Below are 17,023 nucleotides of genomic sequence, written 5' to 3'. Positions count from 1 at the left end.
ATGGATGCCGCGTGACCGCACGCATCCTGCAAAACCCCTGGCGCATCCTGCTCGCGATCAACGCGGCGGTGATTGCCGGCGTCTTCATCCACAAGATCCAGCTGCCGCCTTACGTCCCCTACATCCATCTCCTCGTCGACTATCATTTCGGCTTCATCAAGCGCGCGCTGATCGGGGCGATCGTCGCGCTGGTCACCGACAAGGTGCCGGTATGGCTGGTGTTCGCGCTCGGCGGCGCGACGTGGCTGGTAACGCTGGGGCTGTACGCAAAACTGTTCCAGCGGACGTTCGGCTTCACCGCCAGGACGCTGCCGCTGTTCGTCTTCATCGCGGGCTCGCCGTTCTTCCTGAAGAACTTCATGCACACGCTCGGCCATTTCGACATCTATGGCTGCGCGCTGGCAATCATGCTGCTGCTGGTGCCGGCGGGCTCGCTGCTGTTCGTCGCCCTGGCCGCGCTGTTCTCGATCGTCCTCGTGCTGATCCACCACATCCATCTGCTGATGTATGTGCCGACGATCGTCACGATCGTGGTGATCAGGCATTATCTGGCCTGCGGCTGCAGCCGCAGCAACGTTGCATTCGGCATCGCCGCCCTCGCCCTCGTTTCCGCACTGTTTTTCACGGCGCAGTTCTGGGGAACGATGCCGATCCCGGAGGCGGATTTCGTCGCGTATCTGAAGAGCCGGATGGCCGATCCGGCGCGCACCGATCTGCTGCAATTCGCCTACATCTGGTACCAGCCGCTGGCGAAGGAAATCTCAGACACCTGGGGCCGCCTGCCGCACAACATCCTCGGCGTGCCCGTGTTCGCGCTCCTGATCTGGCTGCACACGCCGCTGTGGCGTTATTTTGCGAACCTGATCGCCGCGCTCGCGAGCGAAATGCACCGCCGTCTCGTGGTCGCCGCACTGATCGGCATCAGCCTCGCCTATCTCGTGATGTTCGCGATGGTGTTCGACTATTCGCGCTGGATCTCGAACTGGGCGGTGTGCATGTTCCTGATCCTGCACGCCGTGAAAATGCTGCCGGCCGCGCGCGAGACGCCGCCGATGCCGGCGCAGGACCGGAAGACGAACATCTTCGGCCTGATCATCACACTGATCCCGCGCGTCGGAATCGTCCGGCCGTTTTAGAGCCGCATCGGAAGTGCGCTCCCTCTCCCGCAAGCGGGAGAGGTGAACCGCGCCCGCCTCTAGTCTAATACCGCGCCCGCCTGATCCGGACATAAAGCGCGCCTTCGCCGCCATGGCCGATACCTGCCTCCTCGAACCCGACGACGAAGGCGCGGAATTCCGGCAGGCTCAGCCATTCCGGCACATGGCGGCGCAGCACGCCGCTTTCGCCGCCGCTTCGTCCCTTGCCGGTGATGACGAGCACGAAGGTCAGGCCGTCATGGTGGGCGCGGTGCAGGAAGCCGGTCAGAGCCCGATGGGCGCGCATCTGGGTCATGCCATGCAGGTCGAGCCGCGCCTCGATCTCGCTGCGGCCGCGCGACAGCTTTGTGCGCTCGCGCTTGCCGAGCGGTGCCAGCGGCGGTATCGCGGGCTTCGCTGCGCGCGGCGCCGGGGCAGCGGCGATCGGACGTGGCGATGGCGCAGGCCGCGTGGCGGACGCAGCGGGTGAAGGCTCTGCGCGCGGCGGCGCATGCGCTTTCGCCCCCCGATGCTTCCTCAGCGGCTTGACCTGCTTTGCCACCGTGTCCCACAGCTCGCGCTCCTCCTCGCTCAGCGCGCGGCGGCGCGGCGAGGGACGAGGCTCCAGCACGGGCGGACGGGACGATCGCTTCATTGCTGTCGATGGGGGCGATTCTTGATCGGCCGCCGCGGCTCCTGAACGGGCTCAATCACGGGACGCGGCACTGGCAACGGGACTGGATTGGCGACGGCGACCGTCTCGCCTTTGCCTTGCGCCACGGCTGCGGCCGCAGCCGCAGGCTTGGCCTGATCCTTCGCAGTATCCTTGGCAATATCCTTGGCAAGATCGGTTTGCGGAAAAAGTTTTGCAATCTTCTCCGACGGCCGCGGGTCCGGCACCGGGAGCCGCGCGGCGCGTGCCGTCGGATCGAGGCCCTTCGGCACCAGCATCACGAAATGCATGGGATGGCGCAGCCGGCCCGAAACGCGGCCGGCATCCGCGCCGGCACCGAAATAGAGGTCGGCGCGCGCGGGGCCGATGATCGCCGAGCCGGTGTCCTGCGCGATCATCAGCCGGTGGAACGGCGTCTTCGACCGTTCTGAATCGATCGGCAACTCGCCCTCGATGAAGAACGGCGTGCCGTAGACGTGGAGCGATTTGTCGACCGCGATCGAACGGCCGGCCGTGAGCGGAATGCCTTGCGCGCCGACCGCCTCGTCCTTGTCGGACAGGTTGACCTCGCGGAAGAAGATGTAGGAGCGGTTCTGGCGCCGCAGCTCCTTGGCGCCGTCCGGGGTCTGCGCCATCCACTCCCTGATCTTCTGCATCGACATCTCTTCCTTCGGAATGATGCCGCGCTCGATCAGGATCCGGCCGACCGCCGTGTAGGGATAGCCGTTATAGGCGTCGTAGTTGAGCCGGACCATGCCGCCGTCCTCGAACTTGATCCGCGCCGAACCCTGGATCTGCGCGAACAGCAGATCGGTCGGGTCCTTCAGCCAGGCAATCTCCAGCCCACGGCCGGCGATCTTGCCGTCCTCGATCTCGGCGCGGTCGTAATAGGGCACGAGCTTGCGGCGGCCGATCTTGCGATAGACCGGGCCCTTGTTCGGCAGGCTGACCGAATCCTGCTTGTAGCCGCGCACGAACAGGTTCGAGGGCCGGCGATAGACCGGGACATTGTAGACATCGGTCTGCGTGCGCGATCCCTCCAGCACCGGCTCGTAATAGCCGGTGACGAAACCGTCGGGCTCGCCGAGCCGGGAGATGCGCAGCGGCGCAAAATTTTCCTCGAAGAACGTCTTGGCCCTGGCGTCGTCGGTGAGCTCGAGCGATTTGGCGGCGCGGCAAGGTTCTCTCAGCGAGGCGCCAAGTGCTTTGGATTCGCCCTTGATTTCGGCCTTGGGTTCGGCCGCGCCATTCTGCGCGTTGATCGAACGGCAGCTCGCGCGAAAGGTCTTGTAGGCGGCAAGATGATCGTCGTCGCTCCAGCCCTTCAAATCGGCCCAGGCCAGCGGCAGGTATTGCGCGCCGGGAATCTCGAACGGCAGGGGGAGCTGCGGATACGGCAACGCCCGCGGCGGCGCGGCAGGCAATGCCGGGAGATGATGGTGATGGCTGCGATAGTGCCGCCGCGCCGCTTCGGCGCCGAGCGAAAACGACGACAGCGCGACGACACCTGCGCAAAGCGCCGTCGCGCTGGTCTTCAGGAAAGCCTTAATTCGCGCTTCCGGTGCCAACCAGCTTCCAGTTCGGATCGCGAGAGGTGACGTCGCGGGCGAAAGTCCAGATGTCGGTAATGTCGGCGACCGTGTCGGCGCTGCCGTCGACGATGTTGCCGGCCTTGTCGCGGGTCGCCGAGATCATCTGCGAGACGAAGCGGATCGTGAGCTGGGCCATGCGGTCGCGCAGCTCGGCGCCGACGAGCTCGGCCTTGTCGATCGAGACGAAGCGCGTCTCGGTCTTCTGCTCGTTCTTCTCGCGTTCCTTGATCGCGGCATCGAAGCTTTCATAGACCTCCGACGACAGCAGGTCGCGCAGCGCGCGGCGGTCGCCATTGGCGAAGGCCAGCACGATCATCTCGTAGGCGCCGCGGGCGCCGGAGATGAAATGGCGCGGATCGAAGGTGGAATCCTTGTCGACGATGGCGTCGAGGCCCTGCGCCAGCGTGGTGCCCGGCTCGGTCAGGCCCTTCCAGCGGTCGGAGGGCGGGGTCGGCTCGGCCGTCGGCGCGAGCGGGGCCTGGTCGATGACCTTGCCCGGCATGGTCACGACGTTCTTGTCCTGGGCGCCCTGGAGTGCGTTGCGGTCGAACGGCGGCCGCTCGCTGCCCGTGCGCTGCCCCAGCACGCTGCGCAGCCTCAGAAAGATGAAGACCGCCAGCGCCAGGAAGATGATGGTGTAGATGTCCACGTCGTATTCGCTTTCTGGTCTTCTGTCGAAAGGGGCCGTCTCGAAGGGATCGTTGCCGGGAAAATCAATCCGGCCAGTAGACCGTTCCATACGGAAACGGCAAGTCTACATCACCATTTTAGGTCCGCGCGTCAGGTCCGTGGGATGTAGGCACGAAATCTCGCCCGGCCAATGGCGCCTTTTGGCACAGCCCGAGTGTAGCGCCTTTTATCCTTAAGGGGAAACCCGATCCTGCCCGGAAATAGCGCATCTTCAATCGTTTAAGGCGTAGTGTCGTGGATAGGGCAGGGTGGAACGTCACGGTTGTGGGCGGAGCCTCAATTCCCCGGCCGGGACCGTTCGTCCTTGTGGAATGAGGCGGCCCTATGTTAGCCAACCGCCGCGAAATTCAGCCCAAATCGGGTAAGGAGACACTCTTATGACCAACGGTAACGGCATCCCTCCCGAGGCGGCCCAGGCTCCCCAGCTCAACGTGCTGGCGCAATATACCAAGGACCTCTCGTTCGAAAACCCGAACGCACCCAGCTCGCTCCAGCAGCAGAGCCAGCCGCCCCAGATCAACATCCAGATCAATGTCAGCGCCAACAACCTCAGCGAACAGGAGTTCGAGGTGACGCTGTCGGTCGAGGGCAAGGCCGAGACCGCGGGCAAGATCATGTTCTCGTTCGAGCTCGCTTACGCCGGCGTGTTCCGTATCGCCAACGTGCCGAAGGAGAACCTGCATCCGCTGGTCATGATCGAATGCCCGCGCCTGCTGTTCCCGTTCGCCCGCGAGATCATCGCGACCGCCGTGCGCGACGGCGGGTTCCCGCCCCTGATGCTGGATCCGGTCGACTTCGTCGGTCTCTATCGCCAGAACATGGAGCGGCAAATGGCCGCTCAGCCGAGCGGTCAGGCCTGACCGGCCGTCGGGGCGGCTGGAGCGGGCAGGTACTCGTTCCAGATCGCCTTGTCGCCGAGCGTTGCGATGAAGGCCCGGTGGGCCTCGTGCTCGGCGTCCGAAATCCGTGGCGCAAGCGGCACCAGCCGCTGCCGCCGCGGCGTATCGCCAGCCGCATTGGCGCGGCTCTCTTCCGTTTCCGCAGCCAGCAGCAGCTGCGACTGCCGCGCTCCGACCAGATCGACATAGACTTCCGCGAGCAGCTCGGCGTCGAGCAGCGCACCGTGCTTGGTGCGGCGTGAATTGTCGATCGCATAGCGCGAGCAGAGGTCGTCGAGCCGGTTGGACACGCCGGGATGCTTGCGCCGCGCCAGCAGCAGCGTATCGACCAGCCGCTCCCGCGGGATCGCGGCGCGCTTGATCCGGTCGAGCTCGGCATTGATGAAGCTGATGTCGAACGAGGCGTTGTGGATCACCAACGGCGCATCGCCGATGAACTCGATGAACTCGTCGACGACCTCATGGAACAGCGGCTTCGTCGCCAGGAATTCGGCCGACAGCCCGTGCACCGCAAAGGCTTCCGCCGGCATGTCCCGTTCGGGATTGATGTAGACGTGGTAGCTCTGCCCCGTCGGCATGCGGTTGAACATCTCGACGCAGCCGATTTCGACCAGGCGATCGCCACGGATGGGATCGAGGCCGGTGGTTTCGGTGTCGAGGACGATTTCGCGCATGATCTTGAGAGGCCGTGTTGAGGGCAGCGAATCAGGCTCGCCGCTGCGGCATCTTAACGACCTCGGCCAGGATGTGCGTGATTTGCGCCCGCACCGGTTCAAGTCCGTGTGACGTATCCACTACGAAATCGGCGCGCTTGCGCTTTTCGGCGTCGGGAGTCTGCTTGGCAATGATCGCGTCGAGCTTCGCCTCGTCCATCGTGCCGCGCGCCAGCACCCGCTCCCGCTGCAGTTCCGGCGAGGTCGACACCACGACCACCGCGTCAACCCGTTTCTCGCCGCCGGTTTCGAACAGCAGCGGTATGTCCAGCACCACGACCGGCGCGTTGGCAGCTTCGGCGTCGGCGAAGAATTTTGTCCGGGACGCGCCGAGCATCGGATGGACGATCTGCTCGAGCTGCTTGATGGCGGCGGGATCGTGCACCACGCGCGCCGACAGCTTTGGCCGGTCAACCTTGCCGTTCGCGGTCGTGCCTGGAAAGGCGGCTTCGATCGCGGGGGCCGCTTCGCCCTCATAGAGCTGATGGACGGCGGCATCGGCGTCGTAGACGGGAACGCCGGCCTCCGCGAACAGTTTCGCGGTGGTCGATTTGCCCATCCCGATCGAGCCGGTCAGTCCGAGGATCCGCATCAGCGTCCAGCCATCTCTGTCATTTACACCGCAACTAGCCGCTCGCCTCGCAGGAACGCAAGCAGCGGCAGCAGCGGCAGGCCGAGAATGGTGAAATGGTCGCCGTCGATGCGCTCGAACAGGTGGATGCCGAGGCTTTCGAGCTGATAGGCGCCGACGCTGGTGGTCACGGCATCGCCAGCCGCGTCGAGATAGGCCGAAAGCTCAGCCTCGCTCATCTGCCGCATCGACAGGCGGGCGACCGAGACGTCCTCGAAGATGATCTCGCCATCGCGTGCGATCGCCACGGCGGAATTCAGCTCATGGCTTTTCCCGGCCAGCTCACGCAGTTGGGCCAGCGCCTGGGGACGGCCGGCGGGCTTGTTGAAGAGACGATCGCCGAGCGCCAGTGTCTGATCGGCGCCGATCACATGGCTGCCGGGAAAATGCGCCGAAACGGCTTTGGCCTTTTCGCGCGCCAGCAGCAGGCCTATCTCGCGCGGATTCGAAAGCCCGGAGGCGGCCTGGATGCCGCGCTCGTCGATATCGGCCGTAACAGTCTTGAACTCTAGACCGGCATTGGCCAGCAGCATCTTTCGCGCGCTGCTCTGCGAGGCCAGGATCAACGGAGCTTTGCCGAGCCACAGACTCATCGCGAAAATTATTCCAAAGACTATTCAGTGGGACGGTTGCGCTGGCGATCACTGTAGAGCTTCATGATCGCCGCCGCGGTTTCCTCGATCGAGCGCCGCGTAACGTCCAGCAGCGGCCAATCGTGCTTGGCACTCAGCTTGCGTGCAAAGGCGACTTCCTCGGCGACGGACTGCTTGTCGGTGTAGGTGTCGCTGCTGGAATCGGCGCCCATGGAGAGGAGACGGTTCTGGCGCACCTGGATCAGGCGTTCCGGCGTCGCATGCAGGCTCACCACCAGCGGCCGCGTCAGCGTTTCCAATTGCGAGGGCACCGGAATGCCCGGAACCAGCGGCACATTGGCCGTGCGTATGCCGCGATTGGCGAGATAGATCGATGTCGGCGTCTTCGAGGTACGGGAGACGCCGACCAGCACCACATCGGCATCGTCGAGGCCTTCGACATGCTGGCCGTCGTCGTGAATCATCGTGTAGTTCAGCGCATCGATGCGCTTGAAATATTCCGCGTTGAGCACGTGCTGGGCGCCGACCCGGCCCGTGGTGGCGGCGCCGAGATAGGCCTCGAACAGCTGCATCACCGGCCCGATGATCGACAGGCTCGGAACGTTGATTCCCTTGCACTTGTCCTCGAGCCTGGAAACCAGATCCTTCTCGAGCAGGGTGAACAGCACGATGCCCGGCGCTTCCTCGATCTCGTCGAGCACGCGATCGAGCTGCTTCTGGCTGCGCACCAGCGGGTAGACGTGCTCGACCGGAGTCACATTCGCGTACTGCGCGGCGACGGCGCGTGCGACCGTGATCAGCGTCTCGCCGGTGGAGTCGGAGACGAGGTGCAGGTGGAAATAATTGTTCGAGGTCGGCACAAAATCCCTTTGTATGGAGTCGGTGTGGTCTGTGGATTTCTGTGGACCTTAACCGCTCGGAAAGGGTTGCGCGACACCAGGGGCGGGACAACTGCCAATTTTGTTCACACCGCTGCCCGCCGGAACAAGTCTGGCGCCCTGCCGAGACGGAAGCGGGATTGCGCGGACAACCCCTTTGATAAGCTGCCGATGGAAAGGCGCAAGTCATTGAAGCTGGCCGACTTATCGCAAGTCGCCGCAACTGTCCGGGATATGTTGATGGATGTGAACAAGCGCGCGTGAGCGTGCGGACGGAATTGCATGAGTCCAATCCACCGTCACTAAGACTCAAACCTTAAGAATCTAAGATTCTTAGAAGTAAGAGGGGCGCTACGGATGGACATGTGTGCAGGTAAGACCTTAACGAGGTCTTACTATCCCCAGCGTTCTCTGAGCTGGGCACCGGGACGCGCAAAATGTTTGAAGACGTCTATCTCTGGATCAAGGCGCTGCATGTGATCGCCGTCATCGCCTGGATGGCGGGCATGCTCTATTTGCCGCGGCTGTTCGTTTATCATTGCGAAGCCGAGATCGGCTCGAAGCAGTCGGAAACGTTCAAGGTCATGGAACGCCGGCTGCTCAAGGCGATCATCAACCCCGCCATGATCGTCACCTGGCTCGCCGGGCTGTATCTTGCCTGGTTTGGGCACTGGTTCTCGTTCGGCTGGCTGCACGTAAAACTGGCATTGGTCCTGGCGATGTCCGCGGTCCACGGCTTTTTTTCGCGATGGTGCAAGGATTTCGCGGCCGACCGGCGTCCGCGCAGCCAGAAATTCTATCGGATTATCAATGAGGTGCCGACCGTCCTGATGATTCTCATCGTCGTCATGGTGATCGTGAAGCCGTTCTAGGCAAGGATCGTGAACGATCGCTCAGCGCTTCGGCTTGCGCTGTGAGACGCGATTTTCTATATTGGTGATATCCCACCCAACGCAGGCGGATGTGGTTGTGTCTGAGCTTTTCAGAGGCCGGACACCGCATCAGGTTTGAAGCCTCTCCGGCACTCTCCTTGCCAGACCTGCGGACCTTATCTTCTCACGTCCGCATTTCAGAGCCTCCTCGCACCCCCTCCTCCCCAGGTTACCCCACAGGACCACCCCAATGCGGGAAATCAAACTTCAGGACCTCAAGTCGAAGACGCCGGCCGAGCTCGTCTCGTTCGCGGAAGAGAACGGGGTCGAGAATGCCAGCACCATGCGCAAGCAGGAGCTGCTGTTTGCCATTCTCAAGCAGCTTGCGCTCGCCGAGACCGACATCGTCGGCGAGGGCGTTGTCGAGGTTCTCTCCGACGGCTTCGGCTTCCTCCGCTCGCCCGATGCGAATTATCTGCCGGGCCCGGACGACATCTACGTCTCGCCCTCGCAGATCCGCCGTTTCGGCCTGCGCACCGGCGACACCATCGAGGGCCACATCCGCAGCCCGAAGGAAGGCGAGCGCTATTTCGCGCTGCTGAAGGTCAACACGCTCAATTTCGAGGACCCGGAAAAGGCCAAGCACAAGGTCAATTTCGACAACCTCACGCCGCTGTTTCCAAATCAGCGTTTCCGCATGGAGATCGACGATCCGACGCGAAAAGACCTTTCTGCAAGGGTGATCGACATCGTCGCGCCGATCGGCAAGGGCCAGCGCGCGTTGATCGTTGCGCCGCCGCGCACGGGTAAGACCGTGCTGATGCAGAACATCGCGCATTCGATCACGCACAATCATCCCGAGTGCTATCTGATTGTGCTTCTGATCGACGAGCGTCCGGAAGAAGTCACGGACATGCAGCGTTCGGTGAAGGGCGAGGTAGTGTCATCGACCTTCGACGAGCCGGCGGTGCGCCACGTCCAGGTCGCCGAGATGGTGATCGAGAAGGCCAAGCGCCTGGTCGAGCATGGCCGCGACGTCGTGATCCTGCTGGATTCGATCACGCGCCTCGGCCGTGCCTACAACACCGTGGTGCCGTCATCCGGCAAGGTGCTGACCGGCGGTGTCGACGCCAACGCGCTGCAGCGCCCGAAGCGCTTCTTCGGTGCCGCCCGCAACATCGAGGAGGGCGGCTCGCTGACGATCATCGCGACCGCGCTGGTCGATACCGGTAGCCGCATGGACGAAGTCATCTTCGAAGAATTCAAGGGCACTGGTAACTCGGAACTGATCCTGGACCGCAAGGTCTCGGACAAGCGCACCTTCCCGGCGATCGATATCTCGCGCTCCGGCACCCGCAAGGAAGAGCTCATCACGGATCCGCAGGTGCTCAAGAAGATGTACGTGCTCCGCCGTATCCTCAACCCGATGGGCACGATGGACGCGATCGACTTCCTGCTCGACAAGCTGCGCTCGACCAAGAGCAATTCGGAGTTCTTCGACTCCATGAATACCTGATTGCAGTGCAACATGAGATTGGGGCGCCTTCGGGCGCCCTTTTTGTTTGTGCGGCCCTGTTGCGGCTGAGGCGCAGCAAGGGAAGACGCTTTTCCTTCTCGCCCTGAAGATCTATTAAGTTATTGATATAATTTATAAATAATTGACTTATGCGGGGTCATTTTGATCGGAGCGGAAGCACTTTTTGCAGCAAATTGCTCCTTGATGCTGCATCGCAATATGCGATTTTGCTGCGGCGGATGATGCAGCAAAACTCTGCGATCCGATCGCTGAAACGGATGTTTGCCTTTTCCTCGGCAGCCGGACAAATAGGCCATGCATCCGCGAGACCAGACCATTTTTGCGCTGTCGTCGGGCCGGGCCCCGAGCGCGATCGCCGTGGTGCGCGTCTCCGGGCCGCAGGCCAGTCTGGTGCTGACGACGCTGGCGGGCAAGCCGGCAGCGCCACGGCAGGCCAGCCGCCGGCTGCTTCGTGACGGCGCAGGCCCGCCGATCGACGACGCGGTCGTGCTCTGGTTTCCAGGGCCGGGGAGCGCGACCGGCGAGGACGTCGCCGAATTCCACGTCCATGGCGGCCGCGCGGTGCTGGCCGCACTCCTCGCCGCAATTTCTTCTATTCCGAATACGCGGGCGGCCGAGCCCGGCGAGTTCACGCGGCGTGCCTTCGAGAACGGCAAGCTCGATCTGACCGAGGCCGAGGGCCTCGACGATCTCATTCATGCCGACACCGACCGCCAGCGCCGCCAGGCGCTGCGTCAGTTGCAGGGCCTGCTTGGCAATCGCGCGCGCGACTGGCGCGAGCGCATCATCGAGGCCTCGGCGCTGATCGAGGCTGGCATCGATTTTTCCGACGAGGGCGACGTCCCCGCCGAGTTGATGGCACCGGCCGTGAAAGCGATCGGAGCGCTGCAGGCGGAAATCGCAGAAGTCCTTGCGGCACAGGGACAAGCTGAACGCCTGCGCGACGGACTGGTGGTTGCGATCGCGGGCGAGCCGAACGTCGGCAAGTCGACGCTGATCAACCAGCTCGCGCGCCGCGAGGTCGCGATCGTCTCGCCCCATGCCGGCACGACGCGCGACGTGATCGAAGTGCAGCTCGATCTCGACGGCTACCCCGTCACGGTGATCGACACCGCCGGCATCCGCGAGACCGACGATCCCGTCGAGCAGGAGGGTGTGCGCCGGGCGCGAGCGCGCGCCGAAGACGCCGACCTCGTGCTGTGGCTGGTGGAGGGCGAGCAGCCCGTCGCCCCGGACGCGATGCGGTCGCTGAGAAAATCCGGCGACGGCAATCCCGCGGGTGGTCCGGTCTGGATCGTCCGCAACAAGATCGATCTTGGCGGAGCAAGTGACGCCGGGCCGCACGGCGAGTTCGGGATCTCGGCGTGCCGGGGGGACGGCATCCCCGAGCTGGTTGAGGCGCTGGTCAAGTTCGCGTCCGACTTCTTCGGAATGACCGAGGGCGCATTGGTGACCCGGGTCCGCCAACGCGATCTGCTGCGCCGGGCATCGGACAGCTTGCGCCGGAGTCTGGAGCTTGTTGAAGAGGGCGAAGAGCTCGCCGCCGAAGAGCTGCGCGCTGCGGCCTACGCCCTGGGCCGGCTGCTGGGCCGGGTGGACGTCGAGGACGTTCTCGGGGCGATTTTCCAGAAATTCTGCATCGGAAAGTAGCGCTAGTTCTTCAATGTAGAACTAGCGCTTGTTCCATTGTTTGTGTTTTACGTGAAACAGATCGGGTTCCATGCTGTTTCACGTGAAACACCGGTCGCCCGATCACCGCGCTGGAACTGAACGATCGTACGAAAGATCGACTGTGCGACGCCGCGTTGATGGTGATGAGCGCAGATACTGCCGCAACCCGTCGTTGCGAGGAATCCTGCGACCAAGCAATCCAGGCCGCCGCCGTCGAGGGATTCTGGATTTCTTCGCGGCGCTCGCAATGGCGGAACGCGCCGTCCACTGGCCCTCCCGGCGAGTCATATTTGCCGAGGCAACAACTTTCGACCACCATGCCTTTATCCCGCACGAACCTGGTTTCGTTTCACGTGAAACAATAGACATTCCAAGGGGCTTCTACTGTGCATGGGTTTGTTTTCACGAAAAGCGCTTCGGCCAGCCAGTAAGAGGCTGTTTCACGTGAAACACCCGCCTCACCCCAGTTTTGACTTCCGGCTTTTCCCCCACTGGGATAGAAGTCCGCCCATGCGAACAGAGCGAGAGAGCTTCGACGTCATCGTGATTGGCGGCGGCCACGCCGGCTGTGAGGCCGCGGCTGCGGCTGCCCGGATGGGCGCGGCGACCGCTCTTGTAACGCACCGTTTCTCGACGGTCGGCGCAATGTCCTGCAATCCCGCCATTGGCGGTCTCGGAAAGGGTCATCTGGTCCGCGAGATCGATGCGCTCGATGGCCTGATGGGCCGCGTGGGCGATGCCGGCGGCATCCAGTTCCGCGTCCTCAATCGCCGCAAGGGTCCCGCTGTCCGTGGTCCGCGGGCTCAGGCCGATCGCAAGCTGTATGCTGCGGCGATGCAGGCCGCGATCCAGGAGTGCGAGGGTCTATCTGTTATCGAGGGCGAGGCTGACGAGCTGATCGTGGTCGAGGGTCGGGTGACCGGCCTGCGCCTGGCCGATGGCCGAGCGCTTCGGGCCGGGGCAATTGTCGTCACCACCGGCACTTTCCTGCGCGGTCTGATCCATCTCGGTGAGAAGAACTGGCCGGCCGGCCGGGTCGGCGAAGCGCCGGCGATGGGCCTTTCCGCTTCCTTCGAACGCGCAGGGTTCACCCTTGGACGGCTTAAGACCGGCACGCCGCCGCGGTTGGACGGCACCACGATCGACTGGTCGGCGGTCGAGATGCAGCCCGGCGACGAACCGCCGGAGCCGTTCTCGGTGATGACCGAGCGGATCACGACCCCGCAGATCCAGTGCGGGATCACCCGGACCACGGCCGCGACCCATGAGGTGATCCGGGCCAATGTCCATCGCTCGCCGATGTACTCCGGCCAGATCAAGAGCTCCGGACCGCGCTATTGCCCGTCGATCGAGGACAAGATCGTCCGATTTGGCGACCGCGACGGCCATCAGATCTTCCTGGAGCCGGAAGGGCTCGACGACAGCACGGTCTATCCCAACGGCATCTCGACCTCGCTGCCGGAGGAGGTTCAGCTCGCAATCCTCGCCAGCATTCCCGGCCTTGAGCGGGTCAAGATGGTCCGGCCGGGCTATGCCATCGAATACGACCACATCGATCCCCGGGAGCTCGATCCGACCCTCCAGACCAGGCGTCTGCGTGGCCTGTTCCTGGCCGGGCAGATCAACGGCACCACGGGATACGAGGAGGCCGCCGGCCAGGGCATCGTGGCCGGACTGAACGCGGCACTGGCCGCGAGCGGGGCCGCGCTGACGGTGTTCGATCGTGCCGATGGCTATCTCGGGGTGATGATCGACGACCTCGTCACCCGCGGCATCAGCGAGCCCTATCGGATGTTCACCTCGCGCGCCGAGTATCGGCTGACGCTGCGGGCCGACAATGCCGATCAGCGCCTGACCGAGAAGGGCATTACCTTGGGGTGCGTCGGAGGTGCTCGAACGCAGCATCATCGGGCCAAGATGGATGCCTTGACCGCGGCCAGGGCACTGTCGAAGTCGCTGACTGTCACCCCGAACGAGGCGATCAAGCACGGATTGTCCCTGAACCGGGATGGCCAGCGCCGATCGGCGTTCGAGCTGATGGCCTATCCGGACATCGGCTGGACCCAGGTCCGGACGATCTGGCCGGAGCTCTCTGCCATCGATCCCGTCATCGCCACCCATCTCGAGATCGATGCCAAGTACGACGTCTATCTGGAGCGCCAGAGCGCCGACGTCGAAGCCTTCCGGCGCGACGAAGGGATGGTGCTGTCGGAGGTCGACTTCCAGCAGGTCCCCGGTCTTTCCAATGAGGTCCGGGCCAAGCTGGAAAAGGCCCGGCCGTTCACGGTGGGCCAGGCCGGCCGGATCGACGGCATGACGCCGGCGGCACTCGGCATCCTCGCGGCTTATCTCCGGCGTGAGGCGCGGAAGACGTCCAAGGCAATCGCATAGGCGTTTCACGTGAAACAGCGCGGACCTGGCGGGGATAGACCGCTATCGCGACGACCCGGGGCGGGCGAGGGCGCCGGTCGTCGGCCGGACCCAGCGCCGGCCAAGCCGAAGATCATCGACAAGGCCAGCGCCAACGATCGGGCACTCGACGCCGTCATCGCCGCGGACAAGCGCGAGGCCTTGAAGCTCGCGCCCGTTTCACATGAAACGGAAGCCCGGCTCGATCGCTACATCGCGCTGCTCCGGGAGTGGCAGGCCAAGACCAATCTGGTTGCGCCTTCGACCCTGCCGCATCTCTGGACCCGGCACATCGCCGACTCGCTTCAGCTTGTGGCTCTCGCACCGTCGGCCAAACGCTGGGCCGACCTCGGCAGCGGGGGTGGCTTTCCCGGCGTCGTGCTCGCCTGCGCCATGGCCGGGACGCCGGGCGCCAGCGTCCACCTCGTCGAGCGAATCACCAAGAAGGCCGCCTTTTTGCGCGAAGCCATCCGCGTCACCACATCTCCGGGAGTCGTACATCTCGCTGAGATCGGGGATAATGTGGATAGAATCACCGGCCCGGTCGATTGCGTCACCGCGCGTGCGCTGGCTCCGCTACATCAACTCATCGGCTTTGCGGAGCCGCTGATGCGCCATGGCGCAAAAGCGTTGTTTCTCAAGGGTCAAGATGTAGAGGCTGAATTGACCGAAGCCGCTAAATATTGGAATATTCAGCCTGAGCTCCACCAAAGCCGCACCGGTGACGGCTGGATCGTGGAGCTGACGTCCGTCGAACGGCGCGGGTGAGACGTTCAAGGGTGGAGTGGGGAATTGGCGATGAGCGTGATTGACGAACCGCAGGAGCAAAACGCCGCGCAAGAGACTGCAGTGGTCCCGCAGGGCCATCCGCGGATCCTCGCGCTGGCGAATCAGAAGGGCGGTGTGGGAAAAACAACCACAGCGATCAACCTCGGCACGGCGCTCGCGGCGATTGGCGAGCGCGTCCTGATCGTCGATCTCGATCCGCAGGGCAACGCCTCGACCGGCCTCGGCATCGATCGCCGCAACCGCTCCTGCTCGACCTACGACGTGCTGATCGGCGAAGCCGCCTTGCGCGAAGCGGTGGTGTCGACCGCGGTGCCGCGCTTGCACATCGCGCCCTCGACCATGGATCTGTCCGGCCTCGAGCTCGAGCTCGGCACCACGCCCGGCCGTGCGTTCAAGCTGCGCGACGCCATCGGCGCGCTCAACAACAACGTCTCGCCGGACGCCGACTACACCTATGTGCTGATCGACTGCCCGCCCTCGCTCAACCTGCTCACGGTGAATGCGATGGCGGCCTCCGACGCGATCCTGGTGCCGCTGCAGTGCGAGTTCTTCGCGCTCGAAGGTCTGTCGCAATTGCTGCAGACGGTGGAGCAGGTGCGCTCGACGCTCAATCCGAACCTGTCGATCCACGGCATCGTTCTGACCATGTTCGACTCGCGCAACAACCTCTCGAATCAGGTCGTTGCCGACGTCCGGCAGTTCATGGGCGAGAAGGTCTACAAGACCATGATCCCGCGCAACGTGCGCATCTCGGAAGCGCCGTCCTACGGCAAGCCGGTCCTGGTCTACGATCTCAAATGCGTCGGCAGCGAAGCCTATTTGCGACTCGCCACCGAAGTGATCCAGCGCGAGCGCGAGCTGCGCGTCACGCATTGACGATACCGCAGGATGGGCAAAGGTGTATTTGCCGTGCCCACCATCCTCCGCACAAAACTGGTGGGCACGCTTCGCTTTGCCCACCCTACGACAATTCAGTTCTGGAGTGCTGCAGCGTGAATCCAAGGGAGCTGGCGATGGCCGATGAAGCGCGTTCGCGACTGGGCCGGGGTCTTGCGAGTCTGATCGGTGACGTCGGCGGCGAAGCCCAGCATGTCGACCGTCCGCGCGCGCAGCGCAAGGTGCCGATCGAATTCATCAAGCCCAATCCGCGCAATCCGCGCCGCGCATTTTCGGAGGCCGAGCTCAGGGAGCTCTCCGACTCCATCAAGCAGCACGGCGTGATCCAGCCGATCGTGGTGCGTCCGGTGAAGGGCGCGCAGGACCGCTTCGAGATCATCGCCGGCGAGCGGCGCTGGCGCGCCTCGCAGATGGCCGGTCTGCATGAAGTACCGATCGTGCCGGTCGACATCAGCGACAGCGATGCGCTGGAATTCGCGATCGTCGAGAACGTGCAGCGCGAAGACCTCAACCCGATGGAAGAGGCGCTGGGCTATCACGCGCTCGCCAACGAGTTCAAACGCAGCCAGGACGACATCGCAAAGGTCGTCGGCAAGAGCCGCAGCCACATCGCCAACATGATGCGGCTGACCAAGCTGCCGGCCGAGGTGCAGGCCTTGATCACGAGCGGCGAGCTGACTGCCGGTCACGCCCGCGCGCTGATCGGCGTGCCCGATCCGCTCGCAGCCGCCAAGCGCATCGTCGAGGAGGGCCTCAACGTCCGCCAGACCGAAGCGCTGGCGCATGAAGAGGGCGTGCCGGAGCGCAAGCCGCAAAAGGCGCGCGCCGGCGGCAAGGACAAGGATCCCGATACGATCGATCTCGAAAAGCGCGTCAGCGACGCGCTCGGCCTCAAGGTCACCGTCAGTCACCGCGATCCCGGCGGCTCGGTGCAGATCAACTACCGCAACCTCGATCAGCTCGACGAGGTGATGAAGCGGCTCGCGAAGGGCGCGCTTTAGGCCCCCGCACTTTCCTCGTCATTGCGAGCAAAGCGAAGCAAT

At 63.8% G+C, this 17,023-nt stretch carries 17 protein-coding genes; 9 read left to right on the top strand and 8 right to left on the bottom strand.

The window, feature by feature from the left end:
- The first annotated feature begins 11 nt into the window (after positions 1–11).
- Entirely contained in the window at positions 12–1,136 is a 1,125-nt protein-coding gene (locus OC450_RS20830) for a hypothetical protein (protein ID WP_211383775.1), read from the top strand.
- Positions 1,137–1,200: 64 nt separating this feature from the next.
- On the opposite strand, the gene OC450_RS20825 is transcribed toward OC450_RS20830, so the two are convergent.
- The 3 genes from OC450_RS20825 to OC450_RS20815 are packed head-to-tail and all read right to left on the bottom strand — an operon-like array spanning position 1,201 to position 4,050.
- Positions 1,201–1,791, bottom strand: coding sequence for a Smr/MutS family protein (locus OC450_RS20825; protein WP_211383774.1), 591 nt, complete (start codon positions 1,789–1,791; stop codon positions 1,201–1,203).
- The gene (locus OC450_RS20820) at positions 1,788–3,377 is read right to left on the bottom strand and encodes a murein transglycosylase A (protein WP_256807478.1); all 1,590 of its coding nucleotides are present in this window, start codon (positions 3,375–3,377) and stop codon (positions 1,788–1,790) included. The genes OC450_RS20825 and OC450_RS20820 overlap by 4 nt, the downstream gene beginning before the upstream one ends.
- The gene (locus OC450_RS20815) at positions 3,355–4,050 is read right to left on the bottom strand and encodes a Tim44/TimA family putative adaptor protein (protein WP_211383772.1); all 696 of its coding nucleotides are present in this window, start codon (positions 4,048–4,050) and stop codon (positions 3,355–3,357) included. The genes OC450_RS20820 and OC450_RS20815 overlap by 23 nt, the downstream gene beginning before the upstream one ends.
- A 418-nt stretch (positions 4,051–4,468) precedes the next feature.
- Here OC450_RS20815 and secB point away from each other — a divergent pair, with 418 nt between their 5' ends.
- Positions 4,469–4,951, top strand: coding sequence for a protein-export chaperone SecB (gene secB, locus OC450_RS20810; protein WP_256807476.1), 483 nt, complete (start codon positions 4,469–4,471; stop codon positions 4,949–4,951).
- Here secB and dnaQ read toward each other — a convergent pair.
- The 4 genes from dnaQ to OC450_RS20790 are packed head-to-tail and all read right to left on the bottom strand — an operon-like array spanning position 4,942 to position 7,787.
- On the bottom strand, positions 4,942–5,664 hold the full coding sequence (dnaQ, locus tag OC450_RS20805) for a DNA polymerase III subunit epsilon (RefSeq protein ID WP_211383770.1): 723 nt from the start codon (positions 5,662–5,664) through the stop codon (positions 4,942–4,944). The genes secB and dnaQ overlap by 10 nt on opposite strands.
- 31 nt (positions 5,665–5,695) lie before the next feature.
- On the bottom strand, positions 5,696–6,295 hold the full coding sequence (coaE, locus tag OC450_RS20800; protein WP_262048562.1) for a dephospho-CoA kinase: 600 nt from the start codon (positions 6,293–6,295) through the stop codon (positions 5,696–5,698).
- A 23-nt stretch (positions 6,296–6,318) separates the two neighbouring features.
- A complete protein-coding gene (locus tag OC450_RS20795) occupies positions 6,319–6,927 on the bottom strand; it encodes a Maf family nucleotide pyrophosphatase (protein WP_211383768.1) in 609 nt (202 codons plus the stop codon).
- A 20-nt stretch (positions 6,928–6,947) separates the two neighbouring features.
- On the bottom strand, positions 6,948–7,787 hold the full coding sequence (locus OC450_RS20790; RefSeq protein WP_211383767.1) for a pyruvate, water dikinase regulatory protein: 840 nt from the start codon (positions 7,785–7,787) through the stop codon (positions 6,948–6,950).
- Between the two features lie 455 nt (positions 7,788–8,242).
- Here OC450_RS20790 and hemJ point away from each other — a divergent pair, with 455 nt between their 5' ends.
- The 3 genes from hemJ (at position 8,243) to mnmE (ending at position 11,864) form a co-directional block, all read left to right on the top strand.
- Positions 8,243–8,677, top strand: coding sequence for a protoporphyrinogen oxidase HemJ (hemJ, locus tag OC450_RS20785; protein WP_211383766.1), 435 nt, complete (start codon positions 8,243–8,245; stop codon positions 8,675–8,677).
- A gap of 250 nt (positions 8,678–8,927) precedes the next feature.
- Positions 8,928–10,193: a transcription termination factor Rho gene (gene rho, locus OC450_RS20780; protein ID WP_166811593.1), complete on the top strand. Its 1,266-nt coding sequence runs from the start codon at positions 8,928–8,930 to the stop codon at positions 10,191–10,193.
- Between the two features lie 315 nt (positions 10,194–10,508).
- Positions 10,509–11,864, top strand: a complete 1,356-nt coding sequence (gene mnmE, locus OC450_RS20775; protein ID WP_211383765.1) for a tRNA uridine-5-carboxymethylaminomethyl(34) synthesis GTPase MnmE — start codon at positions 10,509–10,511, stop codon at positions 11,862–11,864.
- Positions 11,865–11,874: 10 nt separating this feature from the next.
- Here mnmE and OC450_RS20770 read toward each other — a convergent pair whose 3' ends face one another.
- Complete coding sequence (locus OC450_RS20770) at positions 11,875–12,204, bottom strand: hypothetical protein (protein WP_262048561.1); 330 nt, start codon at positions 12,202–12,204, stop codon at positions 11,875–11,877.
- 191 nt (positions 12,205–12,395) lie between these two features.
- Here OC450_RS20770 and mnmG point away from each other — a divergent pair, with 191 nt between their 5' ends.
- The 4 genes from mnmG (at position 12,396) to OC450_RS20750 (ending at position 16,981) form a co-directional block, all read left to right on the top strand.
- The gene (mnmG, locus tag OC450_RS20765; protein WP_262048560.1) at positions 12,396–14,276 is read left to right on the top strand and encodes a tRNA uridine-5-carboxymethylaminomethyl(34) synthesis enzyme MnmG; all 1,881 of its coding nucleotides are present in this window, start codon (positions 12,396–12,398) and stop codon (positions 14,274–14,276) included.
- A 9-nt stretch (positions 14,277–14,285) separates the two neighbouring features.
- Positions 14,286–15,062 (top strand): 16S rRNA (guanine(527)-N(7))-methyltransferase RsmG, encoded by a 777-nt coding sequence (rsmG, locus tag OC450_RS20760; protein ID WP_410050519.1) that lies wholly within the window; start codon positions 14,286–14,288, stop codon positions 15,060–15,062.
- A 30-nt stretch (positions 15,063–15,092) separates the two neighbouring features.
- A complete protein-coding gene (locus OC450_RS20755; RefSeq protein ID WP_211383762.1) occupies positions 15,093–15,959 on the top strand; it encodes a ParA family protein in 867 nt (288 codons plus the stop codon).
- Positions 15,960–16,096: 137 nt separating this feature from the next.
- The gene (locus OC450_RS20750) at positions 16,097–16,981 is read left to right on the top strand and encodes a ParB/RepB/Spo0J family partition protein (RefSeq protein ID WP_211383761.1); all 885 of its coding nucleotides are present in this window, start codon (positions 16,097–16,099) and stop codon (positions 16,979–16,981) included.
- Positions 16,982–17,023 lie beyond the last annotated feature (42 nt).

Origin of the sequence: Bradyrhizobium sp. Bra78 (assembly GCF_024519855.1) — a bacterium.
GTDB lineage: Bacteria > Pseudomonadota > Alphaproteobacteria > Rhizobiales > Xanthobacteraceae > Bradyrhizobium > Bradyrhizobium japonicum_G.
This window is presented reverse-complemented; position numbering and strand designations above follow the sequence as displayed.